At 33.2% G+C, this 26,657-nt stretch carries 18 protein-coding genes, 1 tRNA gene and 1 pseudogene; 7 read left to right on the plus strand and 13 right to left on the minus strand.

What is annotated here, in order from left to right; genetic code table 11:
* Positions 1 to 2,162: 2,162 nt before the first annotated feature.
* From WAO74_RS12155 to WAO74_RS12215, 13 genes and pseudogenes are all read right to left on the minus strand, one after another.
* Positions 2,163 to 2,237, minus strand: a tRNA-Val gene (locus WAO74_RS12155).
* Between the two features lie 176 nt (positions 2,238 to 2,413).
* A pseudogene (gene gmd, locus WAO74_RS12160) lies at positions 2,414 to 3,586 on the minus strand (GDP-mannose 4,6-dehydratase).
* A gap of 89 nt (positions 3,587 to 3,675) precedes the next feature.
* Positions 3,676 to 4,035, minus strand: coding sequence for a four helix bundle protein (locus WAO74_RS12165; RefSeq protein ID WP_422162489.1), 360 nt, complete (start codon positions 4,033 to 4,035; stop codon positions 3,676 to 3,678).
* A 26-nt stretch (positions 4,036 to 4,061) separates the two neighbouring features.
* Entirely contained in the window at positions 4,062 to 5,021 is a 960-nt protein-coding gene (locus WAO74_RS12170) for a GDP-L-fucose synthase family protein (protein ID WP_422162491.1), read from the minus strand.
* Between the two features lie 2 nt (positions 5,022 to 5,023).
* A complete protein-coding gene (locus WAO74_RS12175) occupies positions 5,024 to 6,232 on the minus strand; it encodes a bifunctional folylpolyglutamate synthase/dihydrofolate synthase (RefSeq protein ID WP_422162493.1) in 1,209 nt (402 codons plus the stop codon).
* 8 nt (positions 6,233 to 6,240) lie between these two features.
* On the minus strand, positions 6,241 to 7,563 hold the full coding sequence (locus WAO74_RS12180; protein WP_422162495.1) for a UDP-glucose dehydrogenase family protein: 1,323 nt from the start codon (positions 7,561 to 7,563) through the stop codon (positions 6,241 to 6,243).
* Between the two features lies 1 nt (position 7,564).
* Positions 7,565 to 7,996: an adenylyltransferase/cytidyltransferase family protein gene (locus WAO74_RS12185; protein WP_422162497.1), complete on the minus strand. Its 432-nt coding sequence runs from the start codon at positions 7,994 to 7,996 to the stop codon at positions 7,565 to 7,567.
* A gap of 49 nt (positions 7,997 to 8,045) precedes the next feature.
* A complete protein-coding gene (locus WAO74_RS12190) occupies positions 8,046 to 8,873 on the minus strand; it encodes an energy transducer TonB (RefSeq protein WP_422162499.1) in 828 nt (275 codons plus the stop codon).
* 60 nt (positions 8,874 to 8,933) lie between these two features.
* Positions 8,934 to 9,326 carry an ExbD/TolR family protein gene (locus WAO74_RS12195; RefSeq protein ID WP_422162501.1) on the minus strand — a complete coding sequence of 131 codons (393 nt, stop codon included), beginning with the start codon at positions 9,324 to 9,326 and terminating at the stop codon, positions 8,934 to 8,936.
* Between the two features lie 82 nt (positions 9,327 to 9,408).
* Positions 9,409 to 10,098: a MotA/TolQ/ExbB proton channel family protein gene (locus WAO74_RS12200; RefSeq protein ID WP_422162503.1), complete on the minus strand. Its 690-nt coding sequence runs from the start codon at positions 10,096 to 10,098 to the stop codon at positions 9,409 to 9,411.
* A 146-nt stretch (positions 10,099 to 10,244) separates the two neighbouring features.
* Positions 10,245 to 11,654, minus strand: coding sequence for a sodium:proton antiporter NhaD (gene nhaD / locus WAO74_RS12205; RefSeq protein WP_422162505.1), 1,410 nt, complete (start codon positions 11,652 to 11,654; stop codon positions 10,245 to 10,247).
* A gap of 13 nt (positions 11,655 to 11,667) precedes the next feature.
* A complete protein-coding gene (locus tag WAO74_RS12210) occupies positions 11,668 to 12,894 on the minus strand; it encodes a Glu/Leu/Phe/Val dehydrogenase dimerization domain-containing protein (RefSeq protein ID WP_422162507.1) in 1,227 nt (408 codons plus the stop codon).
* 164 nt (positions 12,895 to 13,058) lie between these two features.
* Entirely contained in the window at positions 13,059 to 14,138 is a 1,080-nt protein-coding gene (locus WAO74_RS12215; RefSeq protein WP_422162509.1) for an anhydro-N-acetylmuramic acid kinase, read from the minus strand.
* Between the two features lie 91 nt (positions 14,139 to 14,229).
* Here WAO74_RS12215 and WAO74_RS12220 point away from each other — a divergent pair, with 91 nt between their 5' ends.
* From WAO74_RS12220 to WAO74_RS12250, 7 genes are all read left to right on the plus strand, one after another.
* The gene (locus WAO74_RS12220) at positions 14,230 to 15,372 is read left to right on the plus strand and encodes an acyl-CoA dehydrogenase (protein ID WP_422162510.1); all 1,143 of its coding nucleotides are present in this window, start codon (positions 14,230 to 14,232) and stop codon (positions 15,370 to 15,372) included.
* Positions 15,373 to 15,896: 524 nt separating this feature from the next.
* On the plus strand, positions 15,897 to 16,883 hold the full coding sequence (locus tag WAO74_RS12225) for an outer membrane beta-barrel protein (RefSeq protein WP_422162512.1): 987 nt from the start codon (positions 15,897 to 15,899) through the stop codon (positions 16,881 to 16,883).
* 32 nt (positions 16,884 to 16,915) lie between these two features.
* On the plus strand, positions 16,916 to 18,208 hold the full coding sequence (locus WAO74_RS12230) for an ammonium transporter (RefSeq protein ID WP_422162514.1): 1,293 nt from the start codon (positions 16,916 to 16,918) through the stop codon (positions 18,206 to 18,208).
* Between the two features lie 119 nt (positions 18,209 to 18,327).
* Positions 18,328 to 18,666: a P-II family nitrogen regulator gene (locus WAO74_RS12235; RefSeq protein WP_422162516.1), complete on the plus strand. Its 339-nt coding sequence runs from the start codon at positions 18,328 to 18,330 to the stop codon at positions 18,664 to 18,666.
* Positions 18,667 to 18,685: 19 nt separating this feature from the next.
* Positions 18,686 to 19,927 carry an ammonium transporter gene (locus WAO74_RS12240; protein ID WP_422162517.1) on the plus strand — a complete coding sequence of 414 codons (1,242 nt, stop codon included), beginning with the start codon at positions 18,686 to 18,688 and terminating at the stop codon, positions 19,925 to 19,927.
* 216 nt (positions 19,928 to 20,143) lie between these two features.
* The gene (gene gltB, locus WAO74_RS12245; protein WP_422162519.1) at positions 20,144 to 24,655 is read left to right on the plus strand and encodes a glutamate synthase large subunit; all 4,512 of its coding nucleotides are present in this window, start codon (positions 20,144 to 20,146) and stop codon (positions 24,653 to 24,655) included.
* Positions 24,656 to 24,659: 4 nt separating this feature from the next.
* On the plus strand, positions 24,660 to 26,123 hold the full coding sequence (locus WAO74_RS12250) for a glutamate synthase subunit beta (RefSeq protein WP_422162521.1): 1,464 nt from the start codon (positions 24,660 to 24,662) through the stop codon (positions 26,121 to 26,123).
* Positions 26,124 to 26,657: the final 534 nt, after the last annotated feature.

Consider the following 26,657-nt stretch of genomic DNA (forward strand, 5'->3'; position numbering starts at 1 on the left):
GAAGCCAACTGGAAGTGCGGTGCCAAGCACTACGCATGGAATGCGATTAGCGAATGGTGTGCAGTAATTTCATAGGGTTTCTATTGATTTTTTGTTTTGGTCCGAACTTGGATTTGGAGTGCATCAAGGCAAAAGATGAAACTTATTTCCTCTTTACTTTTTTCCATTGATGAATACTGAATCAAGTTCAGCACAGGCTTCGACCAAAAAAATCTAGACTTATTTAATTTTACTTAAATTCTATAAGACATTACACTATCGTGTCCAGACACCTGGCGCAGGCTGGCTCATTCGCTATAAATGTCCACTGGACATTTCCTTAACGTTCTGCCTTCTTTGGACACTTAGCCGTTTCATATCTTTTGAATTTCTACGCAAAATAAAATAGGTTGGTTGCCTGTGTTTATTAAATATAGTTACAAATAATAAGTCCAACTTTCATACACCGTATAGTAATCCTGTGAGAACCCAAGAAATAATGAACGACAGTAAGGAATTGCGGTGCGCAGCACTACGCATGGAATACGGCTAGTGAATGGTGCGAAGCAATTTCATAGGGTTTCTCTTGTTTTTTTGCTTTGGTCCGAACTTGCGTTCGGAGTGCAACAAGGCAAAAGAGAGTTATATTTTTTAATGCTAATACTTTTTGCTTGATCAACCCTTCGTCTTTGCTCAGGATGTATTCAAAAAATCTAGACTTACTTTTATTTTTTTACAATTCTAATTTCTATTCCACTATCGCGTCTAGACCGCAAGCTTTTTGGACGCTTACCATTCCATAAAAATTGAATTCTAACAAAAAATAAAATAGGTCGGTTAACAGTGTTTATTAAATATAGTTACAAATAACGAATCCAACTTTCCTACGTTGTATAATAATCCTGTGAGAACCCAAGAAATAATGAGCGATAGTATGGAAGTGCGGTGCGCAGCACTACGCATGGAATACGGCTAGCGAATGGTGCAAAGCAATTTCATAGGGTTTCTCTTGTTTTTTTGTTGAAGCCTGTGCTGAACTAGATTCAATATTTATCAAGAAAAAAGAGAATTGAAAAACCTCTACATCTCAATTGTTTTTTTGAAGGCCTTGATGCGCTTGGGTTAAAACAAGTAGTTCTCGATACAATGTCTCGTATCTCGACATCACTCGAACTGACAGTACTGTTATTCATAAAGATATTTCGATATAAGGTTCGATGACATTCGTGAGCCCAAAAAGTATTCTTTTCATTTCGAGGATTACTGAAATTATAATGTATTTTAATTGAAAGCAGCGAGTTAAGTTATTAGCAGAATGGAGAAAGCTAAATTATGACGTCACTGCGAGGTACGAAGCAGTCTATTGATGAATTTACCCTTGAGATTACTTCATTCTTTGTAATTGAAACTAATTCTCGATACAATTTTCTTCCTAATGTCAGAAAATTACTCGAACTGACAACACCATTCATATTTATGAAAGCTCTTCATAAAGTTGAGATAATATTAAGGGTTTTAAGAATTGCAGATCCCTAATTGAAACCGCTACTACAAATGCAACCCTATGCACTGCGTGCAACTTATTTTTTTATTTCAAAAAATCGTTTTGCAAACTGCATATAGAAAATGAATGAAAAATAAGGTAAAGACTAAGGGATTATAGAAGAGAATGGTGAACAGCAATTTCATAGGGATTCTCTTGATTTTTTGTTGAAGCCTGTGCTGAACTAGATTCAGTATTTATCAACAAAAAAGAGAATTGAAAAATCTCTAAATTTAAAAAATATGTTCTCGATACAATTTTCTTCCTAATGTCAGAAAATTACTCGAACTGACAACACCATTTGTATTTATGAAAGCTCTTCATAAAGTTGAGATAATATTAAGGGTTTTAAGAATTACAGATCCCCGATTGAAACCGCTAATGCAAATGCAATCCTATGCACTGCGTGCAACGTATTTTTTTATTTCAAAAAAAACGTTTTGCAAACTGCATATAGAAAATCGATAAAAAAACTATAAAGAATGAGGGATTGCAGATCCCCGGTTGAAACCGCTACTGCAAATGCAATCCTATGCACTGCGTGCAACGTATTTTTTTATTTCAAAAAAAACGTCATGCGAGCATGCGTTTTTTTGAAATAAAAAAATCCTGTCGAAATTCGACAGGATTGTATTTGATGTGGGCAATGAGGGATTCGAACCCCCGACCCTCTCGGTGTAAACGAGATGCTCTGAACCAACTGAGCTAATTGCCCTTTATTTTTTAATTCCTAAAGGAAGAATTTTAATTTCTTTGCTTGACCCCGTACTCTACCGATTTTAATCGGTATGCTTTGAACCAACTGAGCTAATTGCCCTAAAACGGATGCAAATATAGTATAGATTTTATCATCTCCAAAAGAAAATCTGATTTTATTTTAAATTATTTCTGTTATTCGAAATAATTCATGGTAACATAACCCCCATCCTTTAAATATTGATCTTTTTTCATGAGCTTTATATCGGATTTCATCATGTCTTCAACAAGTTCTTGCAAGTTATATTTACATTCCCATCCTAATTTATTTTTTGCTTTCGAGGCATCTCCTATAAGCAAATCGACCTCTGTGGGTCTAAAATATTTGGGATCTACGGCTAGCACTTCCCTGCCTATTTCTGGTTGTTTCTGGTTGTTCGTTTTTCCTTGTCCGTTTCCACCTACCGCTGTTAAGTATTTCTCTTGGTCTATCCCTTTCACATATCCTTTTTCATCAATACCCTCTCCTTTAAACTCTAATTCTATTCCTACTTCTGCGAAACTCATTCTTACAAAATCTCGAACTGTCGTTGTTTTACCTGTGGCAATTACCCAATCTTATGCTTGATCAGCTTGTAAGATCATCCACATCATTCTGATATAATCTTTGGCATGACCCCAATCTCTTTTTGCATCTAAATTCCCGAGATAAAACCTGTCTTGGAGGCCCAATGCTATTCTAGAAGTTGCCCTCGTGATTTTTCTGGTAACAAATGTTTCTCCCCTTAAAGGCGATTCATGATTGAATAAAATACCATTGCAAGCAAACATCCCATAAGCTTCTCTATAATTTACAGTGATCCAGTAAGCGTACATTTTTGCCACTGCATAAGGTGAACGCGGATAAAATGGTGTGGTTTCTGATTGTGGCACCTCCTGAACTTTACCATATAATTCTGATGTTGATGCTTGGTATATTCTTGTTTTCTTCTCTAAACCGAGTAAACGAACCGCATCTAAAATTCTTAGTGTTCCCAATCCATCAGCGTTTCCTGTATATTCTGGAGTTTCAAAAGAAACAGCAACATGACTCATTGCAGCTAGATTGTATATTTCATCTGGCTGAATTTCTTTAATCAGGCGTGTGATATTGGTACTATCAGTCATATCACCATAATGCAATATAAAATTCCGATTATCTACATGTGGATCTTGATACAAATGATCTATTCTATCTGTATTAAAAAGTGACGACCTTCTTTTTAATCCATGAACTTGATATCCTTTTTTTAGTAAAAACTCGCTGAGATAAGCTCCATCTTGTCCTGTTACTCCTGTTATAAATGCTACTTTTGGTTTATTTTCCATCATCTTTATTTTTATTTGAAAAACTGTATTTTAATCAAAACTTGTTTATTGACTGAAACAAAGACCAAGACAAAATTGAAGTCTTAGTCTTAGTCTTTACTTAATACTTTTTTTCTTAAGGCATATATTCTTTTCTGCAAACTAGTAAGTATTTTAATACTTTTATCTAATTCAGTTTGTTGTATGTATACTCTTTTACTAGCTATTATTAACTGAGTTTCTAGTTCAAAAGCTGACCCTAATGCCATTTCTAAAAAACGTGTAAAATCTTTTTCAGATGAACGAGAAGCTCCTTCAGCAATATTTGAAGGAATAGAAACCGCTGAACGTGTTATTTGTGAACTTAATCCAAATTTTTCTTTGGTTGGAAATTTATCAACAGAAACATAAATAGCTTCAACAAGATTTAATCCATGAATCCAAATATCATATTTTCTAAAATCTCTCATGTGTCAGTCTTTGTCATTGTCAAAGTCTATGTTAACTTCACCTCTTTAATATCCTCAATATTTTTTAAAAACCAATCATAGGTTTTTTCAATGCCTTCCTCTAATTCTGTAGCGTATTCCCAACCTATAGCTGCCATTTTGGAAACATCCATTAATTTTCTTGGGGTTCCATCTGGCTTTGTTGCATCCCAAATAATTTGACCTTTATGGCCTACCGTTTTTTGAATGGTTTCTGCCAATTCTTTAATGGTGATATCTTTTCCAGAACCAACATTGTACAAATATTCTGATAATTGATTTTCAAGCGCATACATCACAGCCTCAGCCATATCATCTACGAATAAAAACTCTCTCATGGGTGTTCCACTACCCCACAATTCGACAGGCTCATTGTTATTCAGTTTTGCTTCGTGAAATTTACGAATCATGGCAGGCAACACATGCGATGTTTTTAAATCAAAATTATCAAAATAACCATACAAATTGGTAGGCATCAAACTTACATAGTCTAACCCAAATTGTTTTCTGATGGCTTGGCAAGCTTTTACGCCTGTAATCTTTGCAATCGCATACCATTCATTCGTAGGCTCTAAAACATCTGTTAATAGATACTCTTCTTTTAAAGGTTGTGGAGCTAGTTTTGGATAAATACAAGAACTCCCCAGAAATATAAATTTTTTAACATTATTTTGCACAGAACAGTCAATTAAATTATTTTGGATTTGCATGTTTTCCATTAAAAATTGGTAAGGAAAATCGTTATTGGCTAAAATGCCACCAACTCTTGCAGCTGCATCTATAACAACATCTGGTTTTTCGCTTTCAAAAAAATTGAATACAGCTGTTTGATTTTTTAAATCTAACTCTTTACTTGTTTTACCTACTAAATTGTTGTATCCTTTTTTTTCTAAAGCTCTCCAAACAGCAGAACCAACCATTCCTCTATGACCTGCAATATATATTTTTGAATTTCTATCTAATATCATTTTTATACAATTTCTGCAACCACAAAAGTGCTGCCTCCAATATAAATTAAGTCGTTATTCTTCACTTTTGATTTTGCCTTTTTAAAAGCCTTTTTAACACTGGAAAACTTTGCACCTATTAACCCAAAATCTTTTGCTTGGCTTAAAAGAATAGCTGCTGACAAACCTCTTGGAATATCTGGCTTACAAAAATAGTACGTTGCTTTTTTAGGAAACAAAGGCAATACGTCTTCTAACTTTTTGTCTGAAACAAAACCCAAAACAATATGCAAATTACAATAATTTTCTTTTTTTAATTGGTTTAAAACTATTTTTAAACCATCTACATTATGTGCTGTATCACAGATTACTTTTGGATTTTCTTGTAAAATTTGCCATCTCCCTTTTAAATTCGTGTTTTTTACAACATTTAGTAATCCTTTGGTAATATTTTCTTCTGATATTTGATACCCTTTTAAATTTTTAATTGTAGCAACTACTGTTTTCGTGTTTGATTTTTGATAATCTCCTAACAATTCGGATTGATACTCTTTATCAATATGAGATGCAAAAAAGATTGGTGAATTTGTGCTTTTCGCTTTTTCTAAAAATACAGGTTTCACTTCTTGCTGCTCTTCACCAATAATTACAGGTACCTTATTTTTTATAATTCCTGCTTTTTCGGATGCTATTTCTGGCAAAGTTTCTCCTAAAAATTGCATGTGATCATACCCAATATTGGTAATTACAGAAATTTCTGGAGTGATGATATTTGTAGAATCCAATCTTCCTCCTAAGCCCACTTCTATAATGGCAATATCTACTTTTTCATTGGCAAAATAATCGAAAGCCAAACCCACTGTCATTTCAAAAAAAGAGAGTTGCTGCTTTTCTAAAAAATCTTTGTGTTTTTTAATAAATGTAGATACTTTTCTTTTCGGAATTTCAGCTCCATTTATTCGTATTCTTTCTGTAAAACTTTTTAAATGTGGTGAAGTGTACAAACCCACTTTGTATCCAGCTTCTTGCAAAATGGATGCTAACATGTGAGAAGTAGAACCTTTTCCATTGGTGCCACCCACGTGAATTGATTTGAACTTTTTTTCAGGAAAATTAAGTTGTGCTGAAAATGCTAAAATATTGGTCAAGTCTTTTTTGAATGCTGAATTCCCATCTCTTTGATACATAGGTAATTTTGCAAACATCCATTGTGTCGTTTCTTTATAAGTCATCGAAAAAACTAAATTTTTCCTATTTGATAATATTCAAATCCTTTTTCTTTCAAGTTAAATTTATGGTATTGGTTTCTACCATCAAAAATTATGGGTGTGTTGAGCTTTGATTTGATTTCCTCAAAATCTGGAGAGCGAAATTCTTTCCACTCAGTCATTAATACTAAGGCATCAGCATTCTCTAAAACTTGATATTTTGAATCGAAATAAGTAATATTCTCTAATGCTGATAAATAAAATTTTCTTGCACTTTCTATCGCTTTTGGATCGTAAACTTTAATTTTAGCCCCTTTTTTTAATAGTTCTTTTATGACAAAGATTGCTGGAGCTTCTCGAACATCATCTGTACCTGGTTTAAAAGACAGTCCCCAAATGGCAAAAGTTTTATTTTTTAAATTTTCGCCAAACCTATGGATTACTTTTTGAGCAATAATTAATTTTTGGACATCATTTACTTCTTCTACAGCTGCAATTAGTTTTGTTTCGTACCCAAAATCGCTTGCAATTTTATGTAGGGCTTTTACATCTTTTGGAAAACAAGACCCACCATAACCTGCACCTGGATACATAAAATTATAACCAATTCTGCTATCTGAACCGATACCAACTCGTACTTGATTTACATCTGCCCCTACTTTTTCACAAATAACAGCAATTTCATTAATAAACGAAATTTTTGTAGCCAACATTGCGTTTGCGGCATATTTCGTCATTTCTGAAGAGCGAATGTCCATTCTTATAAAACGATCATGAGTTCTAAAAAATGGAGAATATAATTGTTCCATCTTTTCGAAAACGGAATCTGTGTTGGCTCCGATAACGATTCTATCTGGTTTCATAAAATCGTTAATTGCAGTGCCTTCTTTCAAAAATTCTGGATTGGAGACGACTTCGAAATGAATGCTGATATTTCTTGAATCTAATTCTTTCTGAATTATTTCTTTTACTTTATCTGCTGTGCCCACAGGAACTGTAGATTTATTTACTATGATGATGTTCTTCTCTAAATGCGCTCCGATTTCTTTCGCTACTTTAAGGAAATATTGCAAATCCACCTCTCCATTCTCTTTCATTGGTGTGCCCACTGCAATAAAAACAATTTCCGATTTTAAAAGCGCTTTTGGCAAATCATCGCTAAAAAATAATGTTTTATTTAAGTTTTTAGAAATTAAGCTACTTAAACCTGGTTCAAAAATAGGAACTTTTCCTTTATTTAATTTTTTAATTTTTGTTTTATCAACATCAATACACAATACAGTATTTCCCATTTCTGAAAAACAAGTTCCTGATGTTAAACCCACATAGCCACAACCTACTACAGCAATATTCAAACTACAAATCTTTGTTTTTTAAATTCTCTTTTTCCTGCACTTCTTTTCTTAATCCACTGCTAGAAAAGCGATGTTCTCTTTTATTAAAATATAAATCAATGCCTTTTTCTTCGCAATATTTTCTACCTGTAAATTGTTTGCTTGCGTATTCTTCTCCAATAATTCGAACATCAATCTTAAAAGAGCGTAAAACATCCTCTAAATCTTGTTCAGTAGCATAAGGCACTATTTCATCTACAAATTTGCAACCTTTTAACTGAATGTATCTTTCCACAACAGATTGCACTGGCATGTTTTTTTCTGGACGATCTAAAGTTGGGTTGGTTTGCAAACCACAAATTAAATAATCGCATTGGCGTTTTGCATCTTCTAACATGGTTATGTGACCTGCGTGCAACAAATCAAAAGCACTAAAGGTAATTCCTACTTTCATAATTATTTTTTTTCAGTTTTGTAAAAAGTAAAAGTACTAAATTTGATAATTACTTGGTTAAAGAAAATTTATAAATAATGGTTCCTATTTGTTTTGGTGGAGCATTTTCATCGATGTTCCAAGTAGTTCTTAAAGCCGCTTCTTTTGCTGGCTTTAATAAGCAAGCAGCTGTATTTGTAGATCCTTTTACTCCAGGAATTGCACTAATTACTTTTCCGTTTTTATCTACTGTAATGCTAACAACAACGGTTCCTTCTTCTTGACAGTCTGGTTGTTCTATGGGTTTAGACAATGCTTTTCTTCCTGCCAAATTATAATTTCCTCCAGAACCATTTCCAGTATTTCCATAGTATTTGTTCGAATCTGGATCACCTTTTAAATCTCCTTTAACTCCATTAATTTTATCATCTCCTTCTCCTTTTGGATTGCCATTTTCCGAGTTTCCATTTAACAAACTATTTAAGGCGTCTGTTGTTTCTTTAGACGGTTTTGGTTTTGGCTTTTCTTTGGGTTCTTCTTTTTTTACGATTTCTTTTACAGGTTCTTTTTTTACTTCTTTCACTTTTTCTACAACAGGAATTTCTTCTGAAGTATCATCTGTAATGATTTCTTCTTTCACAATTTCTTTCTGAACTTCTTTCACTTCTTCCAGCACTTGTTCCTTTTCAACAACTTTTGGAGTAGTTTCTTTTTTTGTGAATTCTACTGGTTCTCCACTACCAACATTCGAATCTCCAAAATTGATGGCCAAACCATATTCTTCTGGTGGATCTAAATATTTCATTCCGTAATTAAATATGACAAACAACAAAAGCAACAGAATAACCAAAGTTATTATTGCTGATTTTCTTTTATGTTTTGTTTCTAAAATCTTCATAATTATGGTTCTCGATACAATTCTGAAAAAAAATCGGAATCACTCGAACTGACAGCCTATTTACTTGCCTTTTACAGCTAAAATCATTTTTAATTTGTTCTTATTTGCAATGTCTATGACTTGCATCACATTTTTATAAGGTACATCTTGGTCGCCTCTAATTACAATGGTTTTCTTTTTATCTGCTCCAACAGATAGTAGAATTTCATTTTCCAAATTGCTTTCATCCACTTGAGTTTTATCAATATAAAAAAGTGACTCGTTTGTTATTGAAATCGCAACAGATTTGTTATTCTCCGTTTTTCCACCTGCTTTTGGCAATAACACATCAATAGCACTGACTGTTACCAAGGTTGAGGTAAGCATGAAAAATATCAACAGTAAAAAAACAATATCTGTCATGGATGACATATTGAATGTTGGATCTACTTTATTTCTTCCTCTTAAATTCATTTTTAATATTAAAAGATTTAAAAATTAAATAATTCAAAGACTGTTATTTTTAGTATTTCAATCTTTTAATTTTTTAATAATTTTATACTGGTTCGTTTAACAAATCTAAAAACTCAACAGATTTTGCCTCCATTTGATAAATTACCTTATTGGTTCTCACTACCAAATGGTTATATGTAATATATGCAATAATACCTACAATTAGGCCTGCAACTGTAGTTGTCATGGCCGTATACAAACCGTCTGAAAGCATTTTAATATCTATTTGACCACCAGCATTTGCAATGGCATGAATGGCAACAATCATTCCAATTACGGTTCCTAAAAATCCGATCATGGGCGCTGCTCCAGCAATGGTTGCTAAAACACTCACATTTTTCTCTAGTTGATACACCTCTAACTTCCCTGCTGTTTCGATAGCTGTATTGATATCGTCTAAAGGTTTGCCTATTCTCGATATTCCTTTGGCAATTAATCTTGCTGCTGGTGTGTCTTTACTTTTACATAGCGCATCTGCAGATTCTAACTTGCCATTAGAAACGTAGTCTTTTATCTGATTCATAAAGTTTTTATCTTCTTTTGATGCAGATTTAATCGCAAAAAACCGTTCAAAATAAATATATAAGGCAACTGCCAATAAAACAAAAAGGATGGCAATAATTATTTGTCCTCCTAAACCACCATCCATAATTAATTTATAAATGGATAATGTTTTTTCTTCTTGCAAAGCTTCTTCTAACAATTCTTTATTTTCTTGAAAAAATGATATCATTCAACTATTATTTAAATTCTATACTATTAACGACTAATCTATTTTTAAATTGTTTCCTAACCCTAAAGAAAATAATTTTTATATCACAAAAAAATACCATTTCAAAAACGAATTGAAATGGTATTCTAATACTTCTTATTTACTTCTTAAAATAATGTTCTGGTAATCATAAATGCAGCTGAACCCACTACAAAACCTATTAATGCTAACCAAGATATTTTTTTAAAATACCAAAAGAAATCAATTTTTTCCATTCCCATTGCAACAACTCCAGCTGCAGAACCAATAATTAACATACTACCACCTGTACCTGCAGAAAAGGCTATAAAATGCCAAAGCTCATTGTCTAAAGGTTCTGAAAACATTCCTAAACTTGCAGCTACTAAAGGCACATTGTCTATAACAGCAGAACCTACACCTAATAGCATTACTACTAAATCAGACACTCCTCTATGATTATCTGCCATGTGCATTTCTGTTCCCATCATTGGAACCGTTTCTTGCAATGTAGATGCAAAATTAAATAAAATACCTAAAGATTCTAAAGCAGCAACTGCCATTAAAATACCTAAGAAAAATAAAATACTTGGCATTTCTATTTTTGATAAAGAACTATGAACAGGGCTGTGAGCTGCATGTTCTCTAGATTCGTCCATCGTATTAAAATCTGTTAAAGAAAATTTTCTACGACTGTAAATTTCTGCGCATGTTGCCACGATTGCTAAAGATAACATCATACCTACATAAGGTGGTAAATGTGTAATTGTTTTAAACACAGGTACAAAAACAATCGCACCTAACCCTATTAACAACATTCTACCACTAAATTTACTTTTAGGTTTGTCATCCTCTTCTTCAGTATAATCTATTTCACCTTTAAAAGCAGGTAAAAACGAAGCAATTAAAGTTGGAACTGCCATACATAAAATAGAAGGCAACAGTAAATACTCTATTAATTTTAAAGTAGTTACTTTATTACCAATCCAAAGCATTGTTGTGGTTACATCTCCAATAGGAGACCAAGCACCACCTGCATTTGCTGCAATAATAATTAAACCTGCAAACCAAATTCTTTCATCTCTATTTTTAACAATTTTTTGTAGTATCGAAATTAAAACAATGGTTGCTGTTAAATTGTCTATAATTGCTGATAATACAAAAGCTAAAATTGAAAAAACCCAAAGAATACTTTTCTTCTTTTTCGTTTTAATGATGGTTTTAATGGTAGAAAAGCCATCAAAATAATCGATAATTTCTACAATGGTCATTGCTCCTAAAAGGAATACCAATATTTCTGCAGTTTTACCTAAATGATGTAGCAATGTTTCTTCTACCAAATGTAATTTGTCATCATGCACCATAGAAGCAAAACCATCTACTAAACCATGATTTGCAGAATCGAACCAAGTCGAAAAACTATCTACACCTAATGCAACAATTGCCCAACAAACTGCCATCATTATTAATGCTGGGATAAGTTTGTCTAACTTTATATTGTGTTCTAATGTAATGGCTAAATAACCTAATACAAATACTATAATAATTATTGATTCCATATGTAAATTTAATTTATATCAATTGTTCTAATGCTATTTCAAAAGCGGTTTCGCTTATTTTTGTTTTATAAGGACTTTTTTCAAAGGTTTTTTCTAAAGCTCTTTTAATCGTTTCTGAGGTATCGTTAAAAATGGCTTCATCTGTCATTTCTACTCTTCGCTCCATAAAGTATGCAAAAACTCTGGCCATTCCACAATTTGAAATAAAGTCTGGAATTAGGCTCACTTGCTTATCTGTATTTTCCATAATAGACCCAAAGAAGATTTCTTTGTCCGCAAAAGGCACATTCGCACCACAAGAAATTACTTCTAAACCAGAGGCTATCATTTGGTTTATTTGCTCTTGCTGCACCAGTCTAGATGCTGCACAAGGCGCAAAAATTTCGCAAGGTAAATTCCAAATTTGAGCATTTATCTCATCAAAAGGAATCATTTTTTTGGCAACTAAAGTATTTCCATCTTTATGTAAAAAGAACTGTTTTATTTCATCAAAAGAAAAACCCTCTTCGTTAATTACGCCTCCATTTCTATCAATAATTCCAACAACTTTCGCACCCATTTCTGCTAAATAATAAGCTGCTGCAGAACCCACATTTCCAAATCCTTGCACTACTGCTTTTTTACCAACCACAGAACCTCCATAAATATTGTAATAATGACGCACTGCTTCTGCCACACCAAAACCAGTAATCATGTCTGCAACTGTATATTTTTTGGATGTGTTTGGTGACAAAGTTTCGTTTTCGATTACCTTAATTACACCTAATCTTAATTGACCAATTCTGTTTATTTTATCTGCTTCTGTTGGTTTAAAATGTCCGTTAAAAACACCTTCTTGAGGATGCCAAACTCCACTTTCTTCAGTAATCGGAATTACTTCATGGATTTCGTCTACATTTAAATCTCCTCCTGTTCCATAGTAGCTTTTTAACAAAGGCGCAACAGCTTTGTACCAACGTTCTAAAACCCCTTTTTTTCGAATGTCTTGAGGATCGAAATTAATACCCGATTTTGCACCACCAATTGCAGGTCCAGAAACTGTAAATTTTACTTCCATTGTTTTTGCCAAAGAAAGCACTTCATTCATATCCAAGCCTTTTCTCATTCGAGTTCCACCTCCTGCAGCTCCACCTCTTAGAGAGTTGATTACCACCCATCCTTCCGCCTCAGTTTCAGCATCTTTCCAATTAAAAACGATTTCTGGTTCTTTATTTTCGTATTTTTTTAATAATTCTTTCATGTTTAATTTTGATAATTTTTCAACTTATAATTATAATTTTCTAATGCAATTTTTATTGGAAATTTTGATTAGAGAAGTTAAAGTTGATTCATATTATAAACTTATTTTAGAATTATTATTGATTAAAACTGATGTTTACAAACTTACTGTAAAAAAAATGATTGTTAAAATTTTTGTTTTAAAAACTCTGGATAAAAAATAACCCCTGAAGAGTGATCTTTACTAGCTCCAGTAACCGACTTTAAACAATTAATTTTATTATTGACTTTTAAAAGTCCTAAAAAAGCAAATATTAAAGCTTCTTTAAAGTTGATTAATTTCTTACTCGATAACTCAATTTTACAATTAGAATGATGTTCCATTCGAGCTAGTAAAAAATCATTAAAAACACCACCTCCAGTAATTAAAACGTTGCTGTTATTTTGGATAATTGCACTTATTTGAATGGCAATATGCTCTACAAAAGTTCTTAATATGGATGAAATATCCAACTCAAAACCATCAATTAAAGGAAATATTTCTTTTTGAACCCATTCCAATCCTAGAGATTTTGGTGGCTCTTTTTGGTAAAATTCTAGCGAATTTAATTTTTCTAAAAGTTGCTGATTTGTTATTCCTGAAGAAGCAATTTTTCCAGCATCATCATATTCTAAACCTAATTTATTGGCGTAAAAATTCAATACAATATTTACAGGGCAAATATCAAAAGCAATTCTATTATCATCCTTTTTAAAAGAAATATTAGAAAATCCTCCTAAATTTAGACAGAAATCGAAATCAGAAAAAAGCAACGCATCACCTATTGGAACCAAAGGCGCTCCTTGCCCACCTAATTTTACATCTTGAGTTCGAAAATCGCAAACTACTTTTTGCTTTGAAATATTTGCAATTTCTTGTCCATTTCCAATTTGCAAGGTAATTCCTTTTTCGGGTTGATGTAAAATTGTATGTCCATGAGAGGCAATAAAATCGATATTTTTAATTTGATACTCACTTATAAATTGATTGGTAATGTTCCCTAAATATTTACCATATAAAATATCTAAATCTTCTATTTCCTTTTTAGGTGATTGAATTGCATTCTGTAAAAGCTGTTTCCATTCTTTAGAATATGGAAAGGTTTTAGCATGCATTATCTCAAAATCTTGGTAATTATCGCTTTGAAACTTTACATAAACGAAATCTACCCCATCTAAAGAAGTACCAGACATTACTCCGATTGCAAAAACATTATCTATAATCATATCAGTAAAAATAATAAAAGTCTGTTTCTAATATGTTACGAAATCGATATATTTGCAGTCTTAAATTATGAATTTAATAAAAAATATATAAATGGATTTTAGTTTAACAGAAGAACACATCATGATTCGTGATGCAGCAAGAGATTTTGCACAAGCTGAATTACTACCAGGAGTGATTGAAAGAGATAACAAACAAGAATTTCCGCAAGAATTGGTTCGAAAGATCGGCGATTTAGGTTTTATGGGAATTATGGTAGACCCAAAATATGGAGGAAGTGGAATGGACGCCATTTCTTATGTATTAATTATGGAAGAACTCTCTAAAATTGATGCTTCTGCTTCTGTAATTGTTTCGGTTAATAATTCGCTGGTTTGTTATGGATTAGAATCTTATGGCTCTGAAGAACAAAAACAAAAATATTTAACAAAATTAGCAACAGGAGAATTTGTTGGTGCCTTTTGTTTAAGCGAACCAGAAGCAGGCTCAGATGCAACTTCTCAAGCTACCACTGCTATCGACAAAGGAGATCATTATGTAATTAACGGAACTAAAAACTGGATTACAAGTGGTGGACGTGCAGATGTTTATTTGGTAATTGCACAAACTGATAGAGCAAAAGGACACCATGGAATTAATGCTTTTATTGTAGAAAAAGGAACTGAAGGTTTTCATGTAGGTCCAAAAGAAGATAAATTAGGAATTCGTGGTTCAGACACCCATACTTTGCAATTTAACGATGTAAAAGTGCCAAAAGAAAACAGAATTGGTGAAGACGGTTTTGGATTTAAATTTGCTATGAAAACACTTTCTGGTGGTAGAATTGGTATTGCTGCACAAGCCTTAGGGATTGCTGCTGGAGGTTATGAATTGGCATTAAAATACTCAAAAGAACGTAAAGCATTTGGTACAGAAATCTGCAATCATCAAGCCATTGCTTTTAAATTGGCAGACATGTATACAGAAATTGAAGCAGCAAGAATGCTAGTGATGAAAGCTGCTTGGGACAAAGACCAAGGTAATAACTACGACATGTCTTCTGCAATGGCAAAACTATATGCTTCTAAAGTAGCCATGGAGCAAACTGTAGAAGCTGTGCAAATTCATGGTGGAAATGGTTTTGTGAAAGAATACCATGTAGAACGTTTAATGCGTGATGCAAAAATTACACAAATTTACGAAGGAACATCAGAAATTCAGAAAATTGTAATTTCTAGAGGACTGATTAAAGGGTAATTTAAACTCTTTATGAAGTATAAAAAATCCATCTTTTTAAAGATGGATTTTTTTATGCCTTTTTTTTAATCGGTAATTTTAATGAGCCTCATAAATAAATGTTAACTAAAACCTTTCTCTTTTAAGTTTTCTTGGAAAAAGCATTTAGGACTTGTCTTTTTTTTAGTCGCTCCATCACCCTAATACATTAGAGATTTATCTAGTTAAAAAAATCATAAAAGTGAAATTAAAAGTTAAAAATTGAAGATTTCGCAAGTAAACTTCTATAAAAATTATTTTTTTTTTGAAAAAAGCGCATTTTTATGAATATCTCAAAATTTCTAGGCACTTTTTTGTGAAGTCTATATTTTACACCCCTTAAAAACTAAAAATTATTGTTATCACAATTTAACCCCTATTTTTTTATGGGTATATATTAAAATTACAACGTTTTCGAAAATACACCCCCTTGTTTGTTTGAATTTAATATTTACATTTGGAGCGTTCAAATAATAAAAATCAATAAAAACTAAAAGAACATTATCATGAAAAAAATTATTTTTACTTTATTATTAGCAAGTAGCTTGTTAGTAAATGCTCAAGAAGACGAAAAAAAATTCTCATTAAGTGGTAGCATAGACACTTATTTTAGAGGTAATCTTAGTGGTGGTGCTTTTAACAGTGCTCCAGGAAGTTCATTTGCGAATCAAGCAGGATTTGCTTTAGGGATGATTAACGTAATTGCTGCTTATGAAGGCGAAAAAGTTGGTTTTGTTGCAGATATGGTTTACGGTCCTAGAGGTACAGATGCTGTATTTGGTTCTACAACTGCATCTTCTCAAATTGTAAATCAATTATATGCTTATTGGAATGTAAGCGATAAAGTTAAAATTACAGTTGGTAATTTTAATACCTTTTTAGGGTATGAAGTAATTTCACCAACAGGGAACTTTAATTACAGTACTTCTTATTTATTTTCTTACGGACCATTTAGTCACTCAGGAATTAAAGCAGATTTCTCTTTAGGAGGAGACACAACATTGATGTTAGCTGTTATGAACCCTACAGATGCAACCGATTTTAATCCAACAGGTAGCTATGCTTTGGGTGCTCAATTAGGGTTTTCAGGTCAGTTTTTAAATTTATTATATGATCCTAACTTCTTTGAAGTAGATTACACAGGTGGTTTTGATGTTTCAGAAAAACTTTTCTTAGGAATAAATGCAGCCTACAATAGTGGTAATGACGGAGCTCCTGGTTTCTATGGAGCAGCTTTATATCCTCAATTAGCAACTTCTGACAGTTTCAAAATTGGTTTAAGAGGTGAATACTTTAAAGAGGATGGAGCTTTTGGAGCAATTGGTGCTGCTGGAGCAGATGCAAGTGTATTTGCAACAACACTAACAGGAAATTACACAATTGGAGCTTTAACAATTATTCCAGAGATAAGAATAGATACTGCTTCAGAGGGAGTATATAGTGGAGATAAGGCATTAAGTTCATTTGTTCTTGCTGCTGTGTACGCATTTTAACAACAAAAGAAACTAACTAAAAAATTATAAATATGAGTTTATTATTAACATTATTTCAAGAAGCTCCTGTTTCTGAAGCTGCTGCAGTTTTAGAACAAGTAAATGGAGATATGGGAATGCTTTGGATGCTAATTTCTGGTATTCTTGTATTCTTCATGCAAGCTGGATTTACATTAGTAGAATCTGGTATGACAAGATCAAAAAATGCAGTTAACATTGCAATGAAAAACCTATTAGATATTTGCGTAGGTTCTATAACATTCTGGTTAGTAGGTTACTCTTTAATGTATGGAGACACTTCTAACGGATGGTTCTTTTGGGGTGGATTATTCCAAGGTGAAGGAGCAGATTTATTTTTCCAAACAATGTTCGCTGCTACAGCTGCAACAATTGTATCAGGAGCCATTGCAGGTAGAACTAAATATACAACATACATTGTATTCTCTTTGGTAATGACTGCAATCATTTACCCTATTTCTGGAGGATGGCAATGGCAAGGCGAAGGTTGGTTAACTAAAATGGGCTTTATCGATTTTGCTGGTTCATCAATTGTACACTCTGTAGGTGGTTGGGCTGCTTTAGTAGCTGCATTTATGGTAGGTCCAAGAATTGGAAAATATGTAAATGGAAAAGTAATACCTATTCCTGGTCATAATCAAATTTTAGCAACTTTAGGAGTTTTTATCCTATGGTTAGGATGGTTTGGTTTTAATGGGGGATCTCAATTAGCTTGGGGTGGTGATGATGCTACTGCTGCTTCAAATGTAGTTTTAATTACAAACTTAGCTGCTGCTGCTGGTGGACTTGGTGCACTAATAACCACTTGGATTTGGTATGGCAAACCTAACTTAGGTCAAACTTTAAATGGCGTGCTTGCTGGTTTAGTTAGTATTACTGCTGGTTGTGGAAACATGACTGCTGGCGGTGCTGTTTTAGCTGGTTTACTTGGTGGTATTCTTGTTGTATTCTCAATAGAATTTATTGAAAAGAAATTAAAAATTGATGACGCAATTGGTGCAGCTTCTGTGCATGGTGTTGCAGGTGCTTGGGGTACTTTAGTAATTGGTTTATGGGGTGTAGATGGTGATACTGGTATTGGATTATTCAATGGTGGTGGAGCTGCGCAACTAGGAACTCAAGCAATAGGTGTTCTTGCTTATGCTGTTTGGGCTATAGCATTATCTTTTATTGTTTTAGGAATATTAAAAGCAACAATGGGCTTACGTGTTACTGAAGAAGTAGAAATCGAAGGTTTAGATATTTCTGAGCATGGTTCAATTGCTTACCCAGGAAAACGAGTTAGAGAGATGGATGAAGATAGATAGAAATTATTTATCTTAAATAATTATCATAAAATCGCGTAAGTTTTACTTACGTGATTTTATTGCGTTAAATAAATTTCACTATTTTTCGCTGAATAAATTAAAAACAAATCAATTTTATCATGAAAAAAATAGAAGCAATTATTAGAAAATCAAAATTTAGCGCTGTAAAGGATGCTTTGCACGAAGTGGGTGTTAACTTTTTTTCTTACTGGGATGTTACTGGTTTAGGAAACGAAAAAGAAGGACATGTATATAGGGGTGTAAGTTATAGCACTAGCGATATCCAAAGAAGATATTTATCAATTGTTGTGAATGACGATTTTGAAGAGGTTACCATAAACACAATAGTAAAAGCAGCAGGAACTGGAGAGGTTGGAGATGGAAAAATATTTGTGAGCGATATTAAAGAAGCATACAGAATAAGAACTGGCGAAAAAGGAGGAAAAACATTAAACTAATAAAATTTAAAAATTTAAAATGGAATTATTAACAACAAACAATGTATGGATGATGATCTGTACAGCACTAGTTTTCTTTATGCATTTAGGTTTCGCATTTTTAGAAATCGGATTAACCAGACAGAAAAACACTATAAATATATTATTTAAAAATATTTTTATCATTACAATTGGCCTATTGCTTTATGCTTTGGTTGGCTTTAATTTAATGTATCCTGGCTTTGCAGATGGATCAACTGGTATTTTTGGCTTCGCAGGTTTTGGAATCACAGCACCATTAACAGAAGCTGGCGTTTTAGACTTAGCCTATAACGAAGGTTATACCTATTGGACTGATTTCTTATTTCAAGGAATGTTTGCAGCAACAGCAGCAACTATAGTTTCTGGTGCAGTAGCCGAGAGAATGAAAATTTTACCTTTTATGATTTTTACAATTTTGTATGTTGGCCTTGTATATCCAATTGCAGGGTCATGGAAATGGGGTGGTGGATTTTTACAAACTTTAGAAACTCCTTTTTACGATTTTGCAGGTTCAACATTAGTTCATTCAGTTGGTGGATGGGCTGCCTTGGTTGCAGTTTTCTTATTAGGTTCAAGAATTGGAAAATTCAAAAACGGTAAAGCGCAAGCAATTCCAGGTCATAATATTCCTTTAGCAACTGCTGGGGTTTTAATTCTTTGGTTAGGATGGTTTGGTTTTAATGGTGGTTCTGTATTATCTGCAGACCCTTCTTTAACATCATTAACTTTAGTAACTACTTGTTTGGCTGCAGCTGCAGGAGGAGTTGTTGCTGCTCTTGTCTCTACTATAATGTACAAGAATTTAGATTTAACCATGTTTTTAAATGGAATTCTTGGAGGTTTAGTTGGAATTACTGCAGGCGCAGATCAAATGTCTCCTATGGATGGAATTCTAATTGGTGGCATTGCAGGTACAATAATTGTGTTTGCTGTAAGTTTAATTGATAAATTAAGATTAGACGATCCTGTGGGTGCTATTGCTGTGCACTTGGTTTGTGGTATTTGGGGAACTTTAGCAGTTGGAATTTTTGGAAACCTGGCTAGTGTAGATCAGTTTTTGAGTCAGTTAATTGGTGTAGGTTCCTATGCAATTTTTTGTGTAATAACATCATTTATTATCATATATACACTTAAGAAAACAATGGGTATAAGAGTTAGTGAAAAAGAAGAAATAGAAGGTTTGGATGCCCATGAACATGGAATGAACGCATATCCAGATTTTAGATTAAACGAGCACTAATCGTTTACATTTACAACTAAATACACCTTTAAAGTTAATTTTTTAAAGGTGTATTTCTTGTTTTTATGAATATGACAATTTAAACTCTTTAAATTGTGATAAACAACATTTTTACACTATAATTTTATTTTCATCGTAAAACTTACATCTAAAATAGTAGATCCTTGAATTATATTCAACAAAATACATAGATTTGTAAATATAACTAAATATATTATGGAGAAACAAGGGCTGTATTTACCAGAGTTTGAACACGAAAATTGTGGGGCTGGTTTTATATGTAATTTGAATGGAGAAAAAACAAATCAAATTATACATGATGCCTTAGAGATTTTAGTAAAACTAGAACATCGAGGAGGAGTTAGTGCAGATGGAAAAACAGGAGATGGCGCAGGTTTGTTAATCGATATTCCTCATGAATATTTTACTAGAGTTTGCGATTTCTCTTTACCAAATCAAAGAGAGTATGCTGTAGGAATGGTTTTTCTTCCGAAAGTTTCTAATCAATTTAATTTTTGTAAAAGTACTTTCGAAAAAGAAATAAAAAACCAAGGTCTTGCAGTTCTGGGTTGGAGAAAAGTACCTGTAGATTCATCTGAGTTAGGTGAAATAGCATTAGCTTCTGAACCAGCAATAGAGCAACTATTTGTTGGAAAAAAAGAGGAAATTGATGAGGCCACTTTTAAGGCTAAATTATACGCAGCTCGAAAAATAACAGAACATGAAATTAGAAATTCTAAAATTTCTGAATCACATTATTTTTACGTTCCAAGTTTATCTATCACTACAATAATCTATAAAGGTATTATAATGCCTGAAGATATTGGCCCATATTATAAAGACTTACAAGAAATAGATTTAGTAACACGTTTAGCATTAGTTCACCAACGTTTTTCTACGAACACAATGCCAACTTGGGAGTTGGCTCAGCCATTTAGATACATGTGTCAAAATGGTGAAATTAACACTTTACGTGGTAACGTTGGTAGAATGCGTGTGCGCGAAGAAATAATGAAGAGTGATGTTTTCGGTCCACAGATCGAAAAACTTTTCCCAATAATTTTGCCAGGAAAATCTGATTCTGCTTCTATGGATATGGTTGTAGAATTGTTAACGCATACAAATAGATCTTTACCAGAAATTATGATGATGATGATTCCTGAAGCATGGGAAAAACATCAAACAATGTCTCCAGAAAAAAAAGCATTTTACGAGTACAATGGCTGTATTATGGAGCCTTGGGATGGACCTGCTTCTGTGCCTTTTACAGACGGAGATTATATAGGGGCTTTGTTAGACAGAAATGGTTTAAGACCTTCGAGATATACAGTTACAAAAAGCGGCAAATTAATAATGTCATCAGAAATTGGTGTTTATGACATTGCTCCAGAAGATGTAAAAAAACATGGTAGATTAGAACCAGGAAGAATGTTCTTGGTAGACATGAATGAGGGTAGAATTATAGAGGATGAAGAAATAAAAAATAAAATTGTATCTGAAAGACCTTACAAGGAATGGTTAGATAATACTCGTTTGCATTTAAAAGACGTTCCTTATATAAGCGAAACTTGCCCAATAGAAACGATTGATATTAAAACAAGACAACGTTTATTTAATTATACTTTCGAAGATATACAAGAAATTATTACGCCAATGGCCCAAGTTGGTAAAGAGGCCTTAGGTTCTATGGGTACAGATACACCTTTAGCAGTTTTATCAGACAGACCACAATTAATATCTAACTATTTTAAACAATTATTTGCACAAGTTACAAACCCACCTTTAGACGGAATTCGTGAGGAAATTGTAACAGATATTAGTTTAAATTTAGGAAAAGACAGAAACATTTTTAGCATCACAGACAGACAATGTAGAAAGCTAAGAATTCAAAATCCAGTGATATCAAATGCAGATTTAGAAAAAATTAGATCTATTGATATCGAAAGTTTTAAAGCAGAAACCATTCAAATTTTATATCCAAAATCTCAAGGGTTAAATGGTTTAGAAGAAGCTTTAGATGCAATTATCATTAAAATTGAAAAAGCATTAGACCAAAAGAACAATATTATTATTCTTTCAGATAGAGGTGTAAATCAAGAGTTGGCACCTATCCCTGCATTGTTAGCTTGTTCTTATGTAAATCATCAATTAAATCGTTTAAGAAAGCGTTCTTATTTCGATATTATTATCGAATCTGCAGAACCACGTGAACCACATCATTTTGCAACTTTATTTGGTTATGGCGCAAGTGCCATCAATCCATATATGGTGAACGAAATTATTAGAATGCAAGTAAAAGAAGGCTTTATAACAGATATGAATGAAGATAAAGCCGTTGATAATTTTAACAAAGCCATTGGAAAAGGAATTTTAAAAGTGATGAACAAAATAGGAATCTCTACTTTACATTCTTATCGAGGTTCTCAAATTTTTGAAATCGTTGGCTTTAACTCTCAATTTGTAGAAAAATATTTCCCTTATACAGCATCAAGAATCGAAGGTATTGGATTATATGAAATTGAAAAAGAAATTGATCAACGTTATAAACAAGCGTATCCAGACAATCAAATTGATAAAAATTTAGGACTTAATATTGGTGGAGATTATAGATGGAGAAGAAATGGCGAACGTCATTTATTCAATCCAACAACCGTATCAAAATTACAACAAGCTGTTCGTTTAAGTGATCAGGCAAGTTATGATGTATATGCAAAAGCCATAAACGAGCAAGCAGAAAACTTAATGACCATTCGTGGTTTATTTGAATTCGATAATTTAGACCCAATACCTCTAGAAGAAGTAGAAGATTGGACAGAAATCGTAAAACGATTCAAAACAGGTGCCATGTCTTATGGGTCAATTTCCAGGGAAGCACACGAAAATTTAGCAATTGCCATGAACAGAATTGGCGGTAAATCTAATTCTGGCGAAGGTGGTGAAGACAGAAAACGTTTTCAAAAAGATATTAATGGTGATAGTAGAAACTCAGCCATTAAACAAGTTGCATCTGGCAGATTTGGGGTTACTTCTCATTATTTAACCAATGCAAGAGAAATTCAAATTAAAATGGCACAAGGTGCAAAACCTGGTGAAGGTGGTCAATTACCTGGCTACAAAGTTTTACCATGGATTGCAGCTGCAAGAAACTCAACGCCTTTTGTAGGGTTAATATCTCCTCCTCCACATCATGATATTTATTCAATTGAAGATTTAGCACAATTAATTTTCGACCTAAAAAATGCAAATCGTGAAGCAAGAATCAATGTGAAATTAGTTTCGGAGGTTGGTGTAGGTACAATTGCTGCTGGTGTTGCAAAAGCAAAAGCAGATGTTGTTCTAATTTCTGGTTACGATGGTGGTACAGGTGCATCACCTTTAACATCTCTAAAACATGCAGGTTTACCTTGGGAACTTGGTTTGGCTGAAGCACAACAAACTCTAGTTTTGAATAACTTAAGAAGTAGAATTGTTGTAGAATGCGATGGCCAATTAAAAACGGGAAGAGATGTTGCAATTGCAGCATTATTAGGTGCTGAAGAATTTGGTTTTGCAACGGCTCCTCTAGTTGCTTCAGGTTGTATTATGATGCGTAAATGTCATCTAAACACCTGTCCAGTTGGTATTGCTACTCAGGATAAAGAATTACGAAAAAACTTTAAAGGAACTCCAGAACACGTTATTAATTTCTTCTTTTATATTGCGGAAGAATTAAGACTAATTATGGCACAACTTGGTTTTAGAACATTAGCAGAAATGGTAGGTCAAACTCATAAAATTAATGCGAATAAAGCCATCAAACACTACAAAGCAAAAGGTTTAGATTTGTCTAGTATTTTGTACAGACCTGACTCTTACAGAAAATTGATAGTTAGAAATACAGAACAACAAGATCATAATTTAGAAGATGTTTTAGATTTTAAAATTTTAAAAGATTCTCACAGAGCATTGTATCGCAAAGAAAAAATGACATTTACCTATCCAATAAAAAATACAAATAGAACTGTTGGGGCAATTGTAAGTAACGAAATATCTAAAATTTACGGTCATTTAGGTTTGCCAGAAGATACGTTAAATATCAACTTTACAGGTTCCGCAGGTCAAAGTTTTGGGGCATTTGGTGCATTCGGATTAACATTTATTTTAGAAGGAAACACCAATGATTATTTAGGTAAAGGTTTATCTGGCGCTAAACTAATTGTAAAAAAACCAGCCAAAGCAGATTTCATAGCAGATCAAAATATTATTGTTGGTAACGTTTGCTTATTTGGTGCAGTAGATGGACAAGCATATATAAATGGTATTGCAGGCGAACGTTTCGCAGTTCGTAACTCAGGGGCAGTAGCAGTGGTAGAAGGTGTTGGTGATCATTGTTGCGAATATATGACAGGTGGAAAAATTATTGTTTTGGGTAAAACAGGTAGAAATTTTGCTGCAGGTATGAGTGGTGGTATAGCTTATGTGTACGATCCAGAAAATAAATTTACAAACGGCCTATGTAACACAGAAACAATTGATTTCGAAACTATTTCAGAAGAAGATGCTTCAGATTTAAAAGCGACCATAGAAAAACACGTTTTATATACAGATAGCCAAAAAGGTACTATCTTATTGGCAGATTGGGACAACAGTCTAAACAATTTCGTGAAAGTAATGCCAACAGAATACAAGCGTGCTTTAGAGCGTTTAAAAACAGAAGAACCAATGTTCGAAGAATTAACAATAGCATAATGTCATGGGAAAAATAACAGGATTTAAAGAATTTGAAAGACAGGATGAAGACTATACTTCTGTAAAAGATCGCTTAAAAGATTATAAAGAATTTACAGTACCTCTTTCCGAAAATGAGATAAAAAAACAAGGTTCACGTTGCATGGATTGTGGAATTCCTTTTTGTCATAGTGGATGCCCATTAGGTAATCTAATTCCAGATTTTAATCATATGGTACATCAAGGTGAATGGCAAAAAGCTTCGTGGATATTACATTCTACAAATAATTTTCCAGAATTCACAGGACGTTTATGCCCTGCTCCTTGTGAGCAATCCTGCGTATTAGGTATAATTGAAGACCCTGTTTCAATTGAAAATATCGAGAAAAATATTGTAGAACGTGCTTTTAAGGAAGGCTGGATAAAGCCACAAATTCCTAAAATTAGAACAGGTAAGACTATTGCTATAATTGGTTCTGGACCTGCTGGTTTAGCAGCTGCTCAGCAATTAAATCGCGCTGGTCATACAGTTACAGTGTTTGAAAGAGATGATGAAGTTGGTGGACTTTTACGATATGGAATTCCGAATTTCAAAATGGAAAAAGGAATTATCGACAGAAGAATCGCTATTTTAAAAGCAGAAGGAATCATTTTTAAAACAAACGTAAATGTAGGTGTTAATTATGATGTAAAAGATTTAAAAGAATTTAGTTCTATAGTATTATGTGGTGGTGCAACAGAAAGACGCAGTTTACCAACTCCAGGTATAGATGCAGAAGGTGTTGTACAAGCAATGGATTTTTTAACGCAACAAACAAAATCATTATTTGGCAAAGAAGTTAAAAATCAAATAATGGCAACAGATAAAGATGTAATTGTAATTGGTGGTGGAGATACAGGTTCAGATTGTATTGGAACTTCCAACAGACATGGCGCAAAATCTGTTGTCAACTTCGAAATAATGCCCAAACCTCCAGGGCATCGTTCACCAACAACTCCTTGGCCTTTTTGGCCTTTACAATTAAAAACTTCTTCTTCTCATAAAGAAGGCGTAGAACGCAATTGGTTAATCAATACCAAAGAATTTATAAAAGATGATAATGGAAAATTAATCGCTTTAAAAACGGTAAATGTAGAGTGGAAAATGGTACCTGGGCAAAGACCTCAATTGGTAGAAATTTCAGGTACAGAAAAAATTTGGCCATGCGATTTAGCTTTATTAGCGCTTGGTTTCACAGGACCAGAAAGCACTCTAGCAGATAAGCTTGGCATTAAAACAGACACTCGTTCAAACTATGTTGCAGAATATGGTAAATATCAAACCAATGTAAAAAATATTTTTACGGCTGGTGATATGCGCAGAGGACAATCATTAATTGTTTGGGCTATTTCCGAAGGTAGAGAAGCAGCACGTCAAGTAGACTTATACTTAATGGGCCAGTCAGAATTACCATCTAAAGATATCACAGGTGATTTAGTGGCTATGTAGCAAACAACAAATTAAACAAACTATCGTTCCTGCATAAGCAGAAATCTATAAAACGCATCTCTAAAAAATATATAGTGATGCGTTTTTTTCATTCTAAAATTCTGCAAAAACACCACACAAACCAACTCACACACTGTCAGTTCGTTCGCAGTATTACAAATTACGCACAATACATTACAGAACAATTAGCAGCTATTAACCCGTTCGAAAATTTAAGAGCAGAGTATACAAGTAAAAGGAAACTCACAAAACGCTACAAAAACTAAAAGCAAAGCATTCAGAACATTAGAAAAATGAATGAGCGATTTCTACGTAGTAGCAAGAATTGCGCTCGAAAATGATCTACAACTCCTAGAATCTTTAGGAAAATTAGTAAGAAGTTAGTCTAATTACAGAAAGGCTGAAGTAATGGATCAATACCAAAAGTTGTGGAGTACATAAAAATTGAAGAACTTTGCTAAAAAAGTTTTTATGTCCTCAGACACTTTACTATCGATTGCAAAATTTTTATTACCGGAAGTTTTAGTTACTTAT

Source organism: Polaribacter sp., assembly GCF_049276715.1.
GTDB lineage: Bacteria > Bacteroidota > Bacteroidia > Flavobacteriales > Flavobacteriaceae > Polaribacter.

Bases quoted from the DNA above. Each gene is read 5' to 3' on its own strand.
- WAO74_RS12165 (WP_422162489.1), bottom strand. From the start codon at position 4,035: ATGAGAGATTTTAGAAAATATGATATTTGGATTCATGGATTAAATCTT.
- WAO74_RS12170 (WP_422162491.1), bottom strand. From the start codon at position 5,021: ATGATATTAGATAGAAATTCAAAAATATATATTGCAGGTCATAGAGGA.
- WAO74_RS12175 (WP_422162493.1), bottom strand. From the start codon at position 6,232: ATGACTTATAAAGAAACGACACAATGGATGTTTGCAAAATTACCTATG.
- WAO74_RS12185 (WP_422162497.1), bottom strand. From the start codon at position 7,996: ATGAAAGTAGGAATTACCTTTAGTGCTTTTGATTTGTTGCACGCAGGT.
- WAO74_RS12190 (WP_422162499.1), bottom strand. From the start codon at position 8,873: ATGAAGATTTTAGAAACAAAACATAAAAGAAAATCAGCAATAATAACT.
- WAO74_RS12195 (WP_422162501.1), bottom strand. From the start codon at position 9,326: ATGAATTTAAGAGGAAGAAATAAAGTAGATCCAACATTCAATATGTCA.
- WAO74_RS12200 (WP_422162503.1), bottom strand. From the start codon at position 10,098: ATGATATCATTTTTTCAAGAAAATAAAGAATTGTTAGAAGAAGCTTTG.
- nhaD (WP_422162505.1), bottom strand. From the start codon at position 11,654: ATGGAATCAATAATTATTATAGTATTTGTATTAGGTTATTTAGCCATT.
- WAO74_RS12210 (WP_422162507.1), bottom strand. From the start codon at position 12,894: ATGAAAGAATTATTAAAAAAATACGAAAATAAAGAACCAGAAATCGTT.
- WAO74_RS12215 (WP_422162509.1), bottom strand. From the start codon at position 14,138: ATGATTATAGATAATGTTTTTGCAATCGGAGTAATGTCTGGTACTTCT.
- WAO74_RS12220 (WP_422162510.1), top strand. From the start codon at position 14,230: ATGGATTTTAGTTTAACAGAAGAACACATCATGATTCGTGATGCAGCA.
- WAO74_RS12225 (WP_422162512.1), top strand. From the start codon at position 15,897: ATGAAAAAAATTATTTTTACTTTATTATTAGCAAGTAGCTTGTTAGTA.
- WAO74_RS12230 (WP_422162514.1), top strand. From the start codon at position 16,916: ATGAGTTTATTATTAACATTATTTCAAGAAGCTCCTGTTTCTGAAGCT.
- WAO74_RS12235 (WP_422162516.1), top strand. From the start codon at position 18,328: ATGAAAAAAATAGAAGCAATTATTAGAAAATCAAAATTTAGCGCTGTA.
- WAO74_RS12240 (WP_422162517.1), top strand. From the start codon at position 18,686: ATGGAATTATTAACAACAAACAATGTATGGATGATGATCTGTACAGCA.
- gltB (WP_422162519.1), top strand. From the start codon at position 20,144: ATGGAGAAACAAGGGCTGTATTTACCAGAGTTTGAACACGAAAATTGT.
- WAO74_RS12250 (WP_422162521.1), top strand. From the start codon at position 24,660: ATGGGAAAAATAACAGGATTTAAAGAATTTGAAAGACAGGATGAAGAC.